This window comes from Ureibacillus sp. FSL K6-8385 (assembly GCF_038593155.1).
Lineage (GTDB): Bacteria > Bacillota > Bacilli > Bacillales_A > Planococcaceae > Ureibacillus > Ureibacillus terrenus.
The window spans coordinates 1,916,572-1,932,403 of the sequence record NZ_CP151968.1 but is presented as its reverse complement, the minus strand read 5'-3'; the positions used below and the strand labels follow the sequence as shown (position 1 = coordinate 1,932,403).

The 15,832-nt window shown below is 42.4% G+C and carries 22 protein-coding genes; 19 read left to right on the top strand and 3 right to left on the bottom strand.

Going from position 1 to position 15,832, the window contains the following annotated elements; genetic code table 11:
- Positions 1-10 precede the first annotated feature (10 nt).
- The 12 genes from NST62_RS09580 to NST62_RS09525 all read left to right on the top strand — a co-directional run bounded on the left by NST62_RS09580 (position 11) and on the right by NST62_RS09525 (position 8,500).
- A complete protein-coding gene (locus NST62_RS09580) occupies positions 11-775 on the top strand; it encodes an ABC transporter permease subunit (RefSeq protein ID WP_141602736.1) in 765 nt (254 codons plus the stop codon).
- A gap of 28 nt (positions 776-803) precedes the next feature.
- Entirely contained in the window at positions 804-1,325 is a 522-nt protein-coding gene (gene resA, locus NST62_RS09575; protein ID WP_141602735.1) for a thiol-disulfide oxidoreductase ResA, read from the top strand.
- 248 nt (positions 1,326-1,573) lie between these two features.
- Complete coding sequence (locus tag NST62_RS09570) at positions 1,574-2,020, top strand: riboflavin kinase (RefSeq protein WP_141602734.1); 447 nt, start codon at positions 1,574-1,576, stop codon at positions 2,018-2,020.
- Positions 1,986-2,282 carry a hypothetical protein gene (locus NST62_RS09565; protein ID WP_141602733.1) on the top strand — a complete coding sequence of 99 codons (297 nt, stop codon included), beginning with the start codon at positions 1,986-1,988 and terminating at the stop codon, positions 2,280-2,282. The genes NST62_RS09570 and NST62_RS09565 overlap by 35 nt, the downstream gene beginning before the upstream one ends.
- A gap of 79 nt (positions 2,283-2,361) precedes the next feature.
- A complete protein-coding gene (ssuE, locus tag NST62_RS09560; RefSeq protein WP_141602732.1) occupies positions 2,362-2,898 on the top strand; it encodes an NADPH-dependent FMN reductase in 537 nt (178 codons plus the stop codon).
- Between the two features lie 37 nt (positions 2,899-2,935).
- Positions 2,936-3,085 (top strand): YezD family protein, encoded by a 150-nt coding sequence (locus NST62_RS09555; protein ID WP_141602731.1) that lies wholly within the window; start codon positions 2,936-2,938, stop codon positions 3,083-3,085.
- 117 nt (positions 3,086-3,202) lie between these two features.
- Positions 3,203-4,057 (top strand): DUF72 domain-containing protein, encoded by an 855-nt coding sequence (locus tag NST62_RS09550; protein WP_342462833.1) that lies wholly within the window; start codon positions 3,203-3,205, stop codon positions 4,055-4,057.
- On the top strand, positions 4,057-4,878 hold the full coding sequence (locus NST62_RS09545; protein WP_141602729.1) for a sulfite exporter TauE/SafE family protein: 822 nt from the start codon (positions 4,057-4,059) through the stop codon (positions 4,876-4,878). The genes NST62_RS09550 and NST62_RS09545 overlap by 1 nt, the downstream gene beginning before the upstream one ends.
- Positions 4,879-4,899: 21 nt before the next feature.
- Complete coding sequence (locus tag NST62_RS09540) at positions 4,900-6,264, top strand: bifunctional UDP-sugar hydrolase/5'-nucleotidase (RefSeq protein ID WP_141602728.1); 1,365 nt, start codon at positions 4,900-4,902, stop codon at positions 6,262-6,264.
- Between the two features lie 82 nt (positions 6,265-6,346).
- Entirely contained in the window at positions 6,347-7,123 is a 777-nt protein-coding gene (gene yunB / locus NST62_RS09535; protein ID WP_246045872.1) for a sporulation protein YunB, read from the top strand.
- A 110-nt stretch (positions 7,124-7,233) separates the two neighbouring features.
- Positions 7,234-8,133 carry a lipoyl synthase gene (gene lipA / locus NST62_RS09530; protein WP_342462832.1) on the top strand — a complete coding sequence of 300 codons (900 nt, stop codon included), beginning with the start codon at positions 7,234-7,236 and terminating at the stop codon, positions 8,131-8,133.
- 28 nt (positions 8,134-8,161) lie between these two features.
- Positions 8,162-8,500, top strand: a complete 339-nt coding sequence (locus NST62_RS09525; protein ID WP_141602726.1) for a YutD family protein — start codon at positions 8,162-8,164, stop codon at positions 8,498-8,500.
- 58 nt (positions 8,501-8,558) lie between these two features.
- Here NST62_RS09525 and NST62_RS09520 read toward each other — a convergent pair whose 3' ends face one another.
- Complete coding sequence (locus tag NST62_RS09520; RefSeq protein WP_141602725.1) at positions 8,559-8,825, bottom strand: DUF3055 domain-containing protein; 267 nt, start codon at positions 8,823-8,825, stop codon at positions 8,559-8,561.
- 85 nt (positions 8,826-8,910) lie between these two features.
- Between NST62_RS09520 and NST62_RS09515 the strand changes: the two genes are divergently transcribed.
- Positions 8,911-9,363 carry a DUF86 domain-containing protein gene (locus NST62_RS09515; RefSeq protein WP_141602724.1) on the top strand — a complete coding sequence of 151 codons (453 nt, stop codon included), beginning with the start codon at positions 8,911-8,913 and terminating at the stop codon, positions 9,361-9,363.
- Complete coding sequence (locus NST62_RS09510) at positions 9,360-10,124, top strand: TIGR01457 family HAD-type hydrolase (protein WP_328215897.1); 765 nt, start codon at positions 9,360-9,362, stop codon at positions 10,122-10,124. The genes NST62_RS09515 and NST62_RS09510 overlap by 4 nt, the downstream gene beginning before the upstream one ends.
- Positions 10,125-10,182: 58 nt before the next feature.
- Here NST62_RS09510 and NST62_RS09505 read toward each other — a convergent pair whose 3' ends face one another.
- The gene (locus NST62_RS09505; protein WP_141602722.1) at positions 10,183-10,419 is read right to left on the bottom strand and encodes a YuzB family protein; all 237 of its coding nucleotides are present in this window, start codon (positions 10,417-10,419) and stop codon (positions 10,183-10,185) included.
- 177 nt (positions 10,420-10,596) lie between these two features.
- Between NST62_RS09505 and NST62_RS09500 the strand changes: the two genes are divergently transcribed.
- Positions 10,597-11,667, top strand: a complete 1,071-nt coding sequence (locus NST62_RS09500) for an NAD(P)/FAD-dependent oxidoreductase (RefSeq protein ID WP_141602721.1) — start codon at positions 10,597-10,599, stop codon at positions 11,665-11,667.
- Between the two features lie 63 nt (positions 11,668-11,730).
- Here NST62_RS09500 and NST62_RS09495 read toward each other — a convergent pair whose 3' ends face one another.
- Positions 11,731-12,060 (bottom strand): YuzD family protein, encoded by a 330-nt coding sequence (locus NST62_RS09495; protein WP_141602720.1) that lies wholly within the window; start codon positions 12,058-12,060, stop codon positions 11,731-11,733.
- 85 nt (positions 12,061-12,145) lie between these two features.
- Between NST62_RS09495 and NST62_RS09490 the strand changes: the two genes are divergently transcribed.
- The 4 genes from NST62_RS09490 to NST62_RS09475 all read left to right on the top strand — a co-directional run bounded on the left by NST62_RS09490 (position 12,146) and on the right by NST62_RS09475 (position 15,771).
- The gene (locus tag NST62_RS09490) at positions 12,146-12,382 is read left to right on the top strand and encodes a NifU family protein (RefSeq protein ID WP_141602719.1); all 237 of its coding nucleotides are present in this window, start codon (positions 12,146-12,148) and stop codon (positions 12,380-12,382) included.
- A 319-nt stretch (positions 12,383-12,701) separates the two neighbouring features.
- Complete coding sequence (locus NST62_RS09485; protein WP_141602718.1) at positions 12,702-13,073, top strand: iron-sulfur cluster assembly accessory protein; 372 nt, start codon at positions 12,702-12,704, stop codon at positions 13,071-13,073.
- Positions 13,074-13,297: 224 nt separating this feature from the next.
- Positions 13,298-13,795, top strand: a complete 498-nt coding sequence (locus tag NST62_RS09480) for an NUDIX hydrolase (protein ID WP_141602716.1) — start codon at positions 13,298-13,300, stop codon at positions 13,793-13,795.
- A 173-nt stretch (positions 13,796-13,968) separates the two neighbouring features.
- The gene (locus tag NST62_RS09475) at positions 13,969-15,771 is read left to right on the top strand and encodes a carbon starvation protein A (RefSeq protein ID WP_328220068.1); all 1,803 of its coding nucleotides are present in this window, start codon (positions 13,969-13,971) and stop codon (positions 15,769-15,771) included.
- Positions 15,772-15,832: the final 61 nt, after the last annotated feature.

The window sequence follows — 15,832 nt, the reverse complement described above, 5'->3', positions numbered from 1 at the left end:
GGGTGGGTGGATGAGAAGAAACTTGAAACATTATTCGATTACCTTGGCCATTTTCTTCTTATTGATACTGATTTGGGTATATTTTACAAATTTCAGCGATTTGTTGAACCCGGTCATCTTCCCTCCGATTTCGGAGATTGCGGGGGCATTTGTAGAGGCATTTGACGAGATGCTCAAAGGATTTGCAAGTTCAATGGCTTTGCTCATTCCTGCACTCGCATTGGCATTCATCCTGGGTGTCGGTGGAGGCGTATTCTTTGGACTCCGGCAAAATTTAAGGGAAATTTTTTCTCCGTTCTTTCACGTATTAAGCCCTTTGCCGCCGACACTTTTTATACCGTATGCGATAGCATTATTGCCGACTTTTAAATCGGCCTCGATTGCAATCCTGTTTATTGGAGCTTTTTGGCCCATTTTCCTCGGAACCATTCAGGGAGTTGTCCTTATTGATAAACGCTATTGGGATAACGCAAAAATCATTGGTTTAAAAGGTATAGATTTTATCTGGAAATTCGTGTTGCCGGCAAGTTCACCATATATTCTGAGCAGCACGGGAACGGCTCTTATATTGTCTTTTATTGTATTGATCATGGCCGAAATGTTCGGTGCCGAGGCGGGAATGGGGCATTTCGTATTGTACTATACGGATTTTTCCCAATACGATTATGTATTGGCAGGAATTATATTCAACGCCATCATTATACTGACGATCATTCTAATTTTTGAAAAGGTCAAGAAACGCATTTTGTTCTGGATGAATTTAAAGAGCGACTAAAGGCTCCCCTTTGGAGTGAAAGGCAAAGATGAAAAAGCGTTATAAGAATATTATGGGCAAAGCGATGTTAACGATCCTCTTTCTGTTATTGGGCTATTCTGTTTATGCAGAAATCGTCATTGATAAAAAGAAAGAACCTGCAGATGCCGTTTTCGATTTCACATTGGAAGACCTTGAAGGGAATCAGCTTAGCCTGGAAGATTATAAAGGAAAGGGGATGGTGGTCAATTTTTGGGCTACTTATTGCCCTCCTTGCAAAAAAGAATTGCCTTATTTTGAAAAAATTTATCAGGAATATGGAAGCCAGGGTGTCGAAGTGGTGGCCATCAATGTCGGCGAACCGGTGATTGCGGTGAACTCGTTTCTATCAAAAAATAAAGTGAGTTTCCCAATTTTGCTGGATCAGGATCAGCAGGCAACCGAGGCTTTTAAAATCATCACTTTGCCGGTTACATTGTTTATAAACAGCGAAGGAGAAATTGTGGAAAAAATCAATGGTGAAGCATCGGAACAAATGCTGAGAGAAAATGTCATGAAAATCGTACATTAGATTTGCAAATGCATCAAAGTATTGAAACTTGGAAAATTTTTAGTCAATTACTACTGTTGCCACAGTCAAAATATGAAAATAAAAAAATCTCATATAAAACCTACAAAACACACTTGACTACTCAGGTATTATGTATTATATTGGAAAAAACAAAAGAAATCGCCCGACTAGACAAACTAGAGGCCGACTAAATAGTGTTTTGCTATTTAGTGGGCCTTCATTTTTATTATTCCAATTGGAGGGTGCAAATGAGCGCTTTACGACAACAACGGCCAATATTTATTGTGGGGAAGGTAAAAAGAGGAAAGCAACTTGGCAGACAACTCGGGTTTCCGACTGCGAACGTAAATCCTTTGGGTGAAGTCCAATTAGAGGGAGGGGTGTATGGAGTCTTTGTATACTTTGAAAAGAGAAAATATGCGGGCATTATGAATATCGGAATTCGTCCAACGTTCAATGACGGCCATCATCAAACCTTTGAAGTGCACATTTTTGATTTTGACGAAAATCTCTATGAAAAATATTTGACGGTCGAAATAGCCTTCTTTGTCAGAAGGGAACGGAAGTTTCATAGCAAAGAAGATTTAATCGGCCAAATCCATAAAGACATTCAATACGCTCGATCTCAATTTCAATCAATCGCTGGGGAGGGTGGCAATTTTGAAAAAAAGCAACGAACTACTGCACTTGCCTGATTTAAAATTTTCCCAATATTGTGAGGAGCATTTTTCGGTCAATAAAGGAATTTATAATACGATCGACCAATGGTTTTACCGGAAAGGCATAACGGATATATTGGAAAGAAGAGAAAAGATTATATTGTTTATAATAGATAACTGTTCAAACAAAGGAAAGGTGAAGTTCGGTCCAGGAGGCTTAAAGAAAGCGCTGGAAGATTTTTGGAATGAACAATGTCTCGTTTCAAATAATTCTTATTTTGCCTTAAAACATAGTTAATCTGTTGAAATAATAAGAAAAAAGGTTGAAAGAAACTTTTCATAATATAATTTATTTTTTCATCAGGAGGTCATATTAAATGGTTAAAGCAGTGATTATTAATGGAAGCAATAAAAAGGCATCCCGCCTGACAGGAATACATCAGTATGTTGAAAACTATTTGAAAAAGGCGGACATTCAAACGGATTCCATTTATGTTCATGAATTGCCCGCCCAGGATTTGATTTTATTGAATTTTGCAAGCGAGGAAATCCAAAAAGCCAACAAACTGGTGGAAGAAGCGGATATTGTCGTCATTCTGACACCGATTTTTAAAGCGTCTTATACAGGAATTTTAAAAACGTTCCTGGATTTGATTCCACAAAACGGTCTTGAAAATAAAACGGTCATTCCGATTGCCATCGGCGGTTCCATCGGCCACCTGCTTGCGATTGAATATGCGCTGAAACCTGTCGTTTCCGTGTTGGGAGCAACAGAAATATTGAAGGCCATTTTTGTCCTCGATCAGCAGGTAGAACGTTTGGAAAATGGGGAATACCGCATTGCCGATGAGGCCGTTCAACGCTTGAACGACCAATTGGAAAAAGTTTCTTCCCGGGTTTATGTTCATCAATAAATTGATTGAGATTCTTGCATGAAGGGGATGAAATGCTATGAGCAAAAGGGATGAAAAGCTGGAGCAAGTGCTGCAAAATTTAAAAAAGATCATTCCGACGATCCGTTATGGTTCCATCACCCTCACAATCCATGATGACGAAATTGTTCAAATTGAGAAAAGCAAGAAGATTCGCCTAATCAAGTAAATAAAATCGTCGGGATTGAAAAAAGTTCGATTTACGTATTGCGTAATCGAACTTTTTTCGTATAATCGTTTATACTTTTTTATATATGTAAAAATGAGATAAAATGGAGAGGGAGAAATGATAAAAATTGGTCTTACTGGATGGGGGGACCATCCTTCCCTTTATCGGGAAAATTCCTCAAAGAAAGATAGACTCTTTGATTATAGCGGACACTTTCCTATTGTGGAAGTGGATACCTCTTTTTATGCCATTCCATCTGTCAAAAACGTCGAAAAATGGACGGCGGAGACACCGGAGAAGTTTCAGTTTATTGTGAAGGCCTATCAAGGTATGACGGGCCACAATAAAGATGAACTTCCTTATCAGGATCATTCGGAAATGTTTGAAGCATTCAGGGAGTGCGCCGATGCTTTCCGGCAAGCGGATAAATTGGCCATGATTTTGGTCCAATTTCCGCCATGGTTTGACTGCAATTCCCGAAATGTGAAATATATCTTATATCTAAAACAGCAATTACAAGGATTTCCGATCGCGATTGAATTCCGGAATCAAACCTGGTTTCAAAACGGCAGAAAAGAAGCAACAATCCAGTTTCTCAGGGAAAATGGATTGATACATACCGTTTGTGATGAACCGCAGGCAGGAATCGGTTCGGTTCCTTTTGTTCCGGAAGCGACAAATAAAAAAGCGCTTGTGCGCCTTCATGGAAGAAATGTTTTTGGATGGAGAAATACCGGTGCACCCAACTGGAGAGAAGTCCGATTTTTATATGACTATAGTCAAGAGGAACTGGAAGATTTGGCAAAGCATATTAAAGAATTGGAGAAAAAAGCGGAAGAGATATTTGTGCTATTCAATAACAATTCAGGCCATCATGCGGCAGGCAACGCAAAAACGCTGCAGGAAATATTAAATATCCGGTATGATGGGCTGGCACCGAAACAATTAAATCTTTTTGAAGGGGAATTTTGATGGAATATTTACTACTGGCAATCATTGCGCTATGCGCTGGAATACTTGGTTCGCTCGTCGGATTGGGGGGAGGGGTCGTGTTAATTCCCGCAACCCTCTATTTCGGCGTTCAATTGGGATACTTCCCTGATATTACACCCCAACGGGTGGTCGGCCTATCCGTTGTCATGATGATTTTTACAGGGCTGTCTTCTACGATTTCCTATATGCGTTCCAAACAAGTCGATTTTATCAGCGGATCGATATTTTTTATCGGGAGTGCGCCCGGTGCGATTCTGGGGGCGTGGCTCAATAAAGGCTTAAATATCGATTCCTTCAATCTTTACTTCGGTATTTTATTGATTGTTTTGTCAACCTTATTATTTGTCCGCGATAAACTCAAGCCGATCCAATGGTTTATGGATCATGGCATAAAGAGAAGTTTTACAGACCGGCAGGGGCAGACGTTTGAATTTGGATATCCTGTATGGTTTGCGGTCGGCTTTTCCTTTTTTGTCGGGATGATTTCCGGCTTATTCGGCATCGGGGGCGGTTCGTTAATCGTACCGGCCATGATTCTGTTGTTCCGTTTTCCTGCCCATGTTGCCGTCGCGACTTCCATGTTTATGGTCTTTTTAACATCCATTGTCAATTCCATCAGCCATATCGCTTTAGGAAATGTCCCTTGGCATTATACGGTTCCTGTCATCATCGGGGCCTATTTGGGGGCAAAATTGGGAGCGGCTTTAAACAAGCGGATGAAATCCAAAACGGTCGTTCTCGTACTGCAAATCGTTATGGTGCTGATCGGGATCCGTTCTATAATAGAAGGGCTAGTTTAAATGTGAGAGATGGTGAGCAGTTTGCTTGAGACGATTCATTTCTACCATACAAACGATATACATAGCCATTTCGAATATTGGTTGCGTTCCCAATATTTCATTCGGAATGAGCGGCTTGCCTATGCGGAAAAAGGCGAGCCCAGTTTCTTGTTTGATGTCGGGGATCACTTGGACCGTTCAAACATTTATACGGAAGCGACCCTGGGGCTCGGGAATGTGAAGTTATTGAATGAGGCCCAATACGATGTTGTGACCATCGGCAATAATGAAGGCATCACTTTGGACTTTGACGAGCTGTACCATTTATATGATGATGCCAGATTTGAAGTGGTTGTCGCCAATTTGAAGGCGGCAAATGGAGAAAATCCAAAATGGCTGAAGCCTTATACCATTTTGAGGACAAAATATGGTACAAAAATTGGGGTCATCGGTGCTACCGCTTTTTACGAACTGTTTTATAAAGAGCTTCAATGGGAGATTACAGAGCCGAGAAAAGCAATTATCTCCATTGCCAAAGAGCTGCGGGGAGAAGTGGATATTTTACTGTGCTTGTCCCATTTGGGCATTACAGAGGATGAGATGTTGGCTCAGGAATGTCCTGAATTGGATGTGATTTTTGGCGCCCATACCCATCATTTTCTTGAAGAAGGGAAAATGGTGAACGGGGTGCTGCTCACCGGATGCGGCAAATTCGGCGCATATACCGGACATTTGGTCATTCAGTATGATCATGAACGCCGGAAAATTGTCCACAAGGAAGAAATGGTAATTGATAATGCGCTGTTGCCTGAAATCGAGGGTGAATTGGAGTTTTTGGAACAGTTGTCGCACACCGGCAAGGAGTTAATGAGCGAACCCCTTTTTCAATCGGCGAAAAGCTATAATAAGGAGTGGTTCCATCATTCCCAGATTTCAAGGCTTTTCGCGAAAGCGGTTTTGGAGCATACCGGCGCCGATTGTGCGATGTTTAATGCGGGCATCTTTTTGGATGGTTTGAAAAAAGGGAATGTGAGTAAATATGATATTCACCGCATTTTGCCCCACCCCATCAACTTATGTGTGGTGGAATTGACGGGACGGCAATTAAAAGAAGTATATTTGCAGGCGAAAAATGAGGAGTGGTCACAACTCGAGCTGAGGGGATTGGGATTCAGAGGTTTGGTGTTCGGCAAGATTTTAACCTATGAATTTTCCGTCAACAAGAACCGGGAGTTGATTGTAAAAGGAGAAGTCAGCGATCTGAATAAAACCTACCAATTGGCGACCCTCGATATGTTTACGTTTGGATACTTTTTCCCTAATTTCAAATATGCAAAAAAGAAATATTATTTGCCATATTTTTTAAGAGATGTGCTGGTGGAATATTGCAAACGCCATTTTTCATAATCTGCGCAAATGCGAAAACGGTGCAGAAGGGCCTTGAATAGTCATCTCCTCCTATTCATAACATGACATAGGAGGAGATTTTTTGTTTTCGAGAAGACCCCGAAGAATGATGTTCCGCGCGCCGAGAAAAAAAAGAAGAGCGAACCGGTTTGCTTTGTTTTTTATGAGTTTTGTTTTGACTGTGGTATTATTTTTATATTTTCTTAATTCCCGTTTAATGCCTGTATATTTGGATTATGCTGAAGTGCAAACCCGTAAAATCGCTTCCCATGTGGTCAGCAAAGCTATTAATGCGAGGACATCCTCTGTGCTGGACATCAATGAAATCATAGAAGATTTGCCTACGGAATCGGATTATATGCTGACGACCAAATTTAATACAGAAATCATCAATCAGGTGCGCGCGGAAACAACCACCCTCGTAAAAGAGCATCTTGAAATGGCGGAGAAAGGAGACTTATCCCAGCTTCCGGAATTGGATAATGTGGAATATGATGTTTCCGAAATTCAAAAGGGGGATGGGATTGTCTTTCTTGTTCCGCTTGCCCAAGCATTAAATCTTCCTCTTTTGGGAAATTTGGGTCCAAAAGTGCCGATTCGTTTTCACATCATCGGAAATGTTACAAGCGACGTCGGCACAAGGATTACAGAATTCGGTATTAATAATGCCCTGGTAGAAGTGAGCATTAACTTTAAAGTAAATGTCCAAATAATAGTTCCTTTTGCAAGCAAAACGACTACGGTGGAGCAATCCATCCCTGTAGCGATCGGTCTGACGAGAAGCCAGGTCCCAAATATTTATACAAACAATGGAGATGGGGCACAGCCTTCCATTGAGGTCCCTGTACCGATAGAATGATCGGAATTTTTCCTCCCCATATTTTTGTCAGTTGTTACAAAAGCGTGAACATGTTATATTGACAAGTAGATGGTTCTATTTTTTCTTAAATTGATAGGGGCTGATACGTAGTGAGCAATAAAGAAATTTTGAGAAAACCCGAATGGTTGAAGATAAAATTTAATACAAATGAAGGATATAGAGATTTAAAGAAATTGATGAGGGAAAAAAACTTGCATACCGTCTGCGAAGAAGCGCGCTGTCCCAATATCCATGAATGTTGGGGCGAACGGAGAACCGCGACGATGATGATTTTGGGGGCCGTTTGCACCCGCGCATGCCGGTTCTGCGCGGTAAAAACCGGGCTTCCGACAGAATTGGATCTGCAGGAACCTGAAAGGGTCGCGGATTCCGTCAAATTGATGAATTTAAAACACGTCGTGATTACCATGGTTGCGCGGGACGATTTGAAAGACGGCGGTGCGGGCATTATGGCGGAAACGATCCGGGCAATTCGTCGAAAATCGCCGCAAACATCCATTGAAGTGCTTCCATCGGATTTGGGAGGGGTGAAAGAAAACTTGCGCATCATCATGGATGCAAGGCCGGACATTTTAAACCATAACATTGAAACTGTACGGAGACTTACTCCACGGGTCCGCGCCCGCGCCACTTATGACCGTTCATTGGAATTTTTGCGAAGAGCAAAAGAGATGCAGCCGGATATCCCGACAAAATCTTCGTTGATGATCGGCCTCGGTGAAACATGGGATGAAATTTTGGAAGTCATGGATGATCTGAGGGCGAACAATGTGGATATCATGACCATCGGCCAGTATTTGCAGCCGACAAAAAAACATTTGCCTGTAAAAAAATATTATACGCCTTTGGAGTTTGGAAAATTGCGTAAAATCGCAATGGAAAAAGGTTTCAAACATTGTGAAGCGGGTCCTTTGGTCCGGAGCAGCTACCATGCTGACGAACAAGTAAATGAAGCAACGAAAACTGGACAGTTCCAAGCCGAATTGTAGTTCCGGTTTTGGAATTGGAGGTGTTTGGATGATTGTAGTGGATGGAATTGCTTATGAATTAATCGAGAATTATCGGGACGGCTTCCAAAATGAAGCCTTCATCAACCGATATACGGATGTGCTGGCAAAATATGATTATATCGTAGGAGATTGGGGATACGGGCAATTAAGATTAAAAGGATTCTTTGATGACCGGAACAAAAATGCCACTTATGATAACAAAATCAGCACGGTACAGGATTATTTGTTTGAGTACTGCAATTTTGGATGCGCCTATTTCATATTAAAGAAAATTGGCCGGGTATCCCAGGATAAACATGTATCAGCTCCGAACGGTCAGGTTCGCGAAAAAATGAAACAGCAATAAATATAAATGCAAGAAAATAGGAAGGCCATCTCCCAACCGGAGATGGCCTGTTTGAACTTTAAGATAATAATTCCATTAAATATTCTCTCAAATCTTCTGCTTCCTCTTCCGTTTTATTAAAAACATACTCCAGATAACCCGGCTCTTCCAAATCATCGGGACCAATGATGGCAAACCGTCCAAATTGCATATCCAAAACGAGCACTTTTCCGTAAAAGCGCGTCGACTGGATAATCGCCAAATCGTAGCGCAGCTTTTTGCCGGTGAAGCTGACGAATCTTGTCTTTGTATCTTCTATATCATCATATAAGAAAAAACGTTCCATCGTTTTTTGTTCTCCTTCCAATACTACACAATATGTTACTATAGATACGAAAGAACAATCAACTTTTGAATTGGAGGCATTGGACATGTATTTTGTGGATCGAAAGAAAATCGTGAACACTTTAGCATATTTGGACGAAATGATTGCCGTTTTTGAACAGGAACAAAATTGGCTTGAAAATGATATAAAAAAATTGGCGTTGGAACGCATCGCCCATAATGCCCTTGAATCCGTCATCGATGTCGGAAATTTGATGATTGACGGGTTTATTATGCGGGATCCGGGCAGCTATGATGATATTATCGATATTTTGATCGATGAGAAGGTCATTCCCGCAGAAAAAGAACAACCTTTCAAAGAATTGATCAGTTTGAGAAAAAATCTCGTCCGCGAATTTATTCAAGTGGATATTGAAAGGGTATATGAAGTATTGAAAAATACAGTGCCGTATTTAAAAACCTTCTCCAAAGAAGTGACGGAGTATTTGGAAAATGAATTGGGGCCTGTTTCCGCATTCCTGCCGGAGGACCGTGAATGAAACAGTATCGCGCCTTCTGTTTTGATTTAGACGGCACCGTGTATCGAGGCAAAGAAGCCATCCCGGCCGCCATCAAATTTATCCGCACATTGCGGGAAAAACAGCTGGATTATTTTTTTGTTACGAATAATTCTTCGAAAACTCCGTCCCAGATCAAGGAAGCGCTGCTGCGGTTCGGGGTGGAAGCGTCAGAAAAACAGATTTACTCCAGCGCTTTCGTGACGGCCAAATATGTCAAAGAACATTTCGGACAGGCCAAGGTGTTTGTGATCGGCCAGGATGGAATCCGTTATGCCCTTGGGCAACACAACATACACATCGTTGAAGAAAATCCGGATGTGGTTGTCATGGGAATTGACCGGATGATCACTTATCAAAAGTTGGCGAAGGCATGTCTGGCTGTCCAAAATGGCGCAACACTGATCGGAACAAATGAGGATATAAGGGTCCCGACTGAAGCAGGATTTCAGCCCGGAAACGGATCTTTCGTAAAACTGGTCGCCCAGGTATGCAATGTGGAACCGATTTTTTTGGGGAAACCGTCACCGGCCATTTTGGAGATGATTCGGCAGGAACATGGGTATCAAAAAAGCGAGATGGTAATGATCGGGGATAATTACGATACGGACATTTTGTGCGGCATCCGTTTCGGGTGCGATACCGTTCATGTAAACACCGGGGCCGTAAGCACGGAGAAGGTGAAAGAAAAAGAATTGCAGCCGACTTATTGTGTCCAGGATTTAAGCGAGTTCGAACTATAACCAAATAGGTTGAAGAAAGCGATGCAGGGGCTGTTGATCGTAAACAGCCCCGGATCTATTAAAAAAGAGGATTTTCCTCGATATATGCATAAATTTTTTTCGTCAGTTCTTCGGGAGTATCAGCCTCCACAATTTCGCCATTCACAAGAGCGTATAATTTTTCGGCACATAAAGAGCAGTGGCTTAGGCAATCATATTCAAGGACATCGATATTTGGATCGTTTTCCAATACATCATATGTTTCATAAGCTCCCATCGCCAAATTGGACATGCAAAATTCCACCAAAGGATTCAAGTTTGTTCACCTCGCTCAATGAAATCCTACTCTGAAAATTCACTTTCGTCAATGAATTGATTTTTTGTGAATCTTTTCACAAAAATCTATTGTGAAAGCTCTCACAATATTATATACTACTATTGATTGTGTAAAATTTGTGAACAAATTGGACAAACTAATTTAGGGGAGTTTTCTATGAAAAATCTTGTATTACTTGGCGGCGGTTACGGAAATATGCGAATTTTGCTCCGTTTATTGCCTAACCAGTTTCCTGAAGATACGAAAATTATTTTAGTCGACCGAAATCCATTCCATAGCTTAAAAACGGAATTTTATGCACTGGCGGCAGGAACAACGACCGATAAAAAAGTGCGCGTCGATTTTCCGGAACATCCGAGATTGGAAAAAGTGTACGGTGAAATAACAAAAATTGACCGCAAAGAAAAAAAGGTTTATTTGCAAGATGGCAGAGAAATCCCTTATGATGATTTAGTCATCGGCCTTGGATGCGAAGATGATTACCATAACGTTCCCGGCGCGGCGGAACACACATTGAGCATACAGACAATCGCCAACTCACGCAAAACCTTTGAAACGTTGTGCGGTCTTCCGGCAGGTTCTGTTGTCGCGATTGTCGGAGCAGGATTGAGCGGGATTGAAATTGCAAGTGAATTGAGGGAGAGCCGCAAAGATTTAATAATTAAATTGTTTGACCGTTCTCCTCGCATTTTGCGTTCTTTCCCTGAAAAGTTAAGCAGATATATACAAGAATGGTTTGAAAAAAATAACGTTGAAGTGATTCCGGAGTCAAATATCACAAAAGTGGAACCCGGAAAAATTTACAACCATGATGAAGTCATCGAGGTGGATGCGATTGTTTGGACGGCAGGCGTTCAACCGGTAAAAATTGTCCGGGAAATGGATGCACAAAAGGACAATAAAGGCCGTCCGCTTGTGAATCAATATTTTCAACTGGTCGATGACGAGCATGTATATGTTGTGGGAGACTGTGCGTCATCCGATTTGCCTGCAAGCGCCCAGCTTGCGGAAGAACAGGCGGAACGGATTGCGCAAGTGTTGAAATTGCGCTGGAAAGGCGAAAAGTTGCCTGAAAAAATGCCGCCAATTAAATTGAAAGGTTTTATGGGATCATTAGGGAAAAAACAAGGATTTGTTTATATCGCCGATAAAACGATGACCGGAAGAATTGCCCGGCTTTTGAAGTCCGGATTGCTATGGATGTATAAACGGCAAAATGACAATTAAAGGAAAATTCGCAAGTAACCCTTTTGTTACTTGCGAATTTTTGGTTTTTTTGGGACGGTCTAGCTATTCGGCAGGGACGAATCCCAATTTTTCAAGCGCTTTAAATATAGGCTGAATTTGGATATACCCTTCTCCTACCACTTCATCATTGATCAGGACGAGGGGATAAAAAAATTCATCATTATGAATGCGTTCGGCATACTTTTTGTCCCGCTCATCGGTTAACGGCTGATTGATATCTATGTAGCGCATGAAAAAAGGCTGATTCGGATATTTGCGGGTAATGGCGGCTTCCAGCCATTCATAAGTATCTTTGGAAGATGGGGCATTTACGCAGCTTGCGCAAATTTGATCAGCACCGTAAACTTCTATTAGCGGTACCAGTTTAATCATTTTTCAACCCTCTTTCGCAACATTAATAATGGATTTTTTCTCTTATTCAGATTATAATGATTTTAATGAAAGGAGTCGAGAGGATATGACAAATGCTGAGCAATTTGAACAAGTTAAAGAAGTTTTAGATAAATTGCGCCCGTTTCTGCTTCGCGACGGCGGAGATTGCGAACTCATCGATGTGGAAGACGGCGTAGTAAAATTGCGTTTGTTGGGCGCTTGCGGTTCATGCCCAAGCTCCACGATTACGCTTAAAGCAGGCATCGAGCGCGCATTGTTGGAAGAAGTGCCTGGCATTGTCGAAGTAGAGCAAGTATTCTGATTTAACAAGGCATGTTTGATTGAAAACGGTGTACTCTAAATGAGAATGGAGAGTACACCGTTTTTTATCATTCTTTATATTTCCTGATTTTCATTCATTGCCAATGGTATGAACATGTTCTTTAACCCATTCTGCTCAATTCCCAATGACTTCATGCAATTAAAATCATAAGTTCCCTTTTGAATGGGTTTAGTGATTCACATAAACAAGTATAGATTTGCAATGTTCCAATATATTAATACCATACCGGATTAAGAGCAGTTTCATTGTCAAAAATAGGTTTTCACTGCTATTATATTGTTTAAGGAAGGTGATACGGTTGACTACGGAAAAGAAAGTCATTGAGCTGACAGAAGCTGCCGCTTATCGCATTAAGGAAATGGCGAAGCATAACGAAGAAGAAGGTTCCTGCTTGCGTGTGGCCGTTCACGGCGGAGGTTGCAGCGGACTTACGTATGGCATGAATTTTGATCGGAACATCAATGAAGACGATTATACCGATGAGCAGCATGGTATTAAAATTCTGGTTTCCAAAGAAGATGCGCCGATTCTGATGGGAACAAAAATCGATTATAAACAATCCTTGATGGGCGGAGGCTTCACGATCGACAATCCGAACGCCATCGCCACATGCGGCTGCGGTTCATCCTTTAGAACGGCAAAGGTGGCCGGTACGCCGGAAGAATGTTAAAAAAATCGGATGAAAGATGGCCAAACAGCATATGCTGTGGACCTGCATCCCCCTGATTTTTCAAAATCGGGGGGATTTTTTTTATACAAAAATGAATCATTTGCAGGTGTTTTAAAACATCGTTTTCATGAATCACCTTTTGCGGGTTTATATCTTTCTCGATATGTTCAAAAACTTTTAAAAAATGTAAAATAGTGATGAGTAAGGACTGAGGGGGAGTATGTGTGAAGAATGAGCGTGGTAAAGTTTGGTTGGGAGCAGGGGCCGTTGTGGTCAACTCCGATGGCAAATGGCTTGTGGTAAAAAAGAAATATAGCGGCTTAAAAGGGGTATGGTCGATTCCCGCCGGATTTGTGCAATATGGGGAAACGGCGGATGAAGCGGCTCTCCGGGAAGTAAGGGAGGAAACCGGAATTCACTGTATCGTCACCGGAATGGTCGGTTTCAGAACCGGGGTCATCCGGGGAGAAGTAAGCGACAATATGGCCATTTTTGCCTGCAGACCGATCAATGAACATCAGCCGATACGGATTCAGGAGAAGGAATTGTACGATGCGAAATGGCTTTCGGTAAATGAATTATTAACTTGCGGAGAAGCTTCCGTCATGCTGCAGGAGATGGCAAGCGATTCATTGATCCGCCACCAGCTCTCAAAAAACGACGGGATCAATCCGGGAGACTGGTTCCAATACACGTCCTACCGCGTGTTTTTTAACAAATAAAATATATTTTTTTTGTTTCGGACATACATTAAAAATAATAATTTTATAGAAAAAGAAAGGGGGATTTTCCGCTTACGGACTGAGATTTCAGAAAATTTCAATAACGAAAGTGGCCGCTGATTCTTGTTTGAAGCAATCTGCTAAATTAGGCAAAAATTGGATGGGGGAAATGTATGAACGGACTTTCGATTGTAATCGGGGCCATTTGTATACTTGTCATCGGCTACCGGTTCTACGGCTATTTTTTCACGAAAAAAGTATTGCTGATTAACGACAAAAAACCGACGCCCGCCCACGAACTGAATGACGGACAAGACTATGTGCCGACAAATAAATGGGTCGCTTTCGGCCATCATTTTGCCGCGATTGCAGCGGCTGGCCCTTTGGTTGGTCCTGTACTTGCGGCCCAATTCGGCTATTTGCCGGGGCTGCTTTGGCTCTTGATTGGCGCGGTGATCGGGGGAGCGGTGCATGATGCCGTAGTATTGTTTGCATCCATGCGCCAAAAAGGGAAATCGCTTTCAGAAGTGATGAAGGAAGAACTCGGACCGGTGGCCGCATTTTGTACGGGACTTGCCATGCTATTCATTATTACCATTACAATGGCCGGGCTTTCGATGGTTGTTCTCGGAGCTCTGGAAAGAAACCCGTGGGGTACATTTGCGGTTGCCATTACGATTCCGATTGCCATGCTTGTCGGAGTCGCATATAAGAAATCAGGAAATTTACTCGTGACGTCCGCCGTTGGATTTATTTTGCTGTTGATTGGCGTCTTTGCAGGGCCTTATATCCAGGATACGGTGTTGGGACAATGGCTGACGCTGGACCGCCAAACGCTTGCACTGATCTTGCCGATTTATGCATTCTTCGCGGCGGCATTGCCTGTATGGTTCCTGCTTGCTCCAAGAGATTATTTATCCAGCTTTATGAAAATCGGTGTATTTATTGCACTGATTGTCGGCGTATTTTTTGTTAACCCTGTAATTCAATTTCCTGCGGTGACGGAATTTGTACATGGCGGAGGCCCAATCATTGCCGGTCCTGTATGGCCGTTTGTTTCCATTACCATCGCTTGCGGCGCCATTTCCGGTTTCCATGCATTTATCGGTTCCGGCACGACACCAAAGATGCTGGATAAATGGGAAGATATTCGCGTCGTAGGATTTGGAGCCATGCTTGTGGAAAGTTTGGTGGGGGTCATGGCGCTTATTGCGGCGACTTCCCTGCATCCGGCCGATTATTTTGCCATCAATGCAGCCCCGGCAGTGTTTGCCACATTGGGCATGGAAGTGGTCAACCTGCCCCAATTATCCCAGACAATCGGGATTGACCTGGAAGGAAGAACAGGCGGTGCGGTATCTCTTGCCGTAGGTATGACGCAAATCTTTACGGGCGTTCCTTGGTTTGCGAATTTAAGCAGCTATTTTTATCAATTTGTCATCATGTTCGAAGCCGTATTCATTTTGACTGCGATTGATGCAGGCACACGGGTGGCGCGTTATCTGATCCAGGATTTCCTGGGGGATGTCATCAGGCCGTTGAAGCGGACGGATTGGATGCCGGGCACGATCTTTGCAAGCGCATTGGCTTGCTTCATGTGGGGATACCTATTGTACACCGGCGAGATTGGTCCGATTTGGGCGCTCTTCGGGGTATCCAACCAGCTGATGGCGTCCATCGGTTTAGTCATCGGCGCAACAGTGATTTTAAAGATTGCGACAAAGCGAATTTATGTGCTAACATGCATCATCCCTTTGGTGTATTTATACATTACGGTCAATGTCGCGGGCATCTGGATGATCAAAAATGTATATTGGAATTCCGCATCCAGCGGCTATTCGGTGTTAAACGGCATTCTATCCATCATTATGCTGATTCTTGGACTCGTGGTTGTGATAACCGCATTAAAATCATGGGTCAAATTATGGAACAGTCCGAGATTTGTGAGAGGAAAAGCGGTGGGAGAAGCGGTTTAAGCAAAAGTCCGGCATTCCGGAAACGGAACGCCGGACTTCTTTTTTCAATATTGTTTCCATT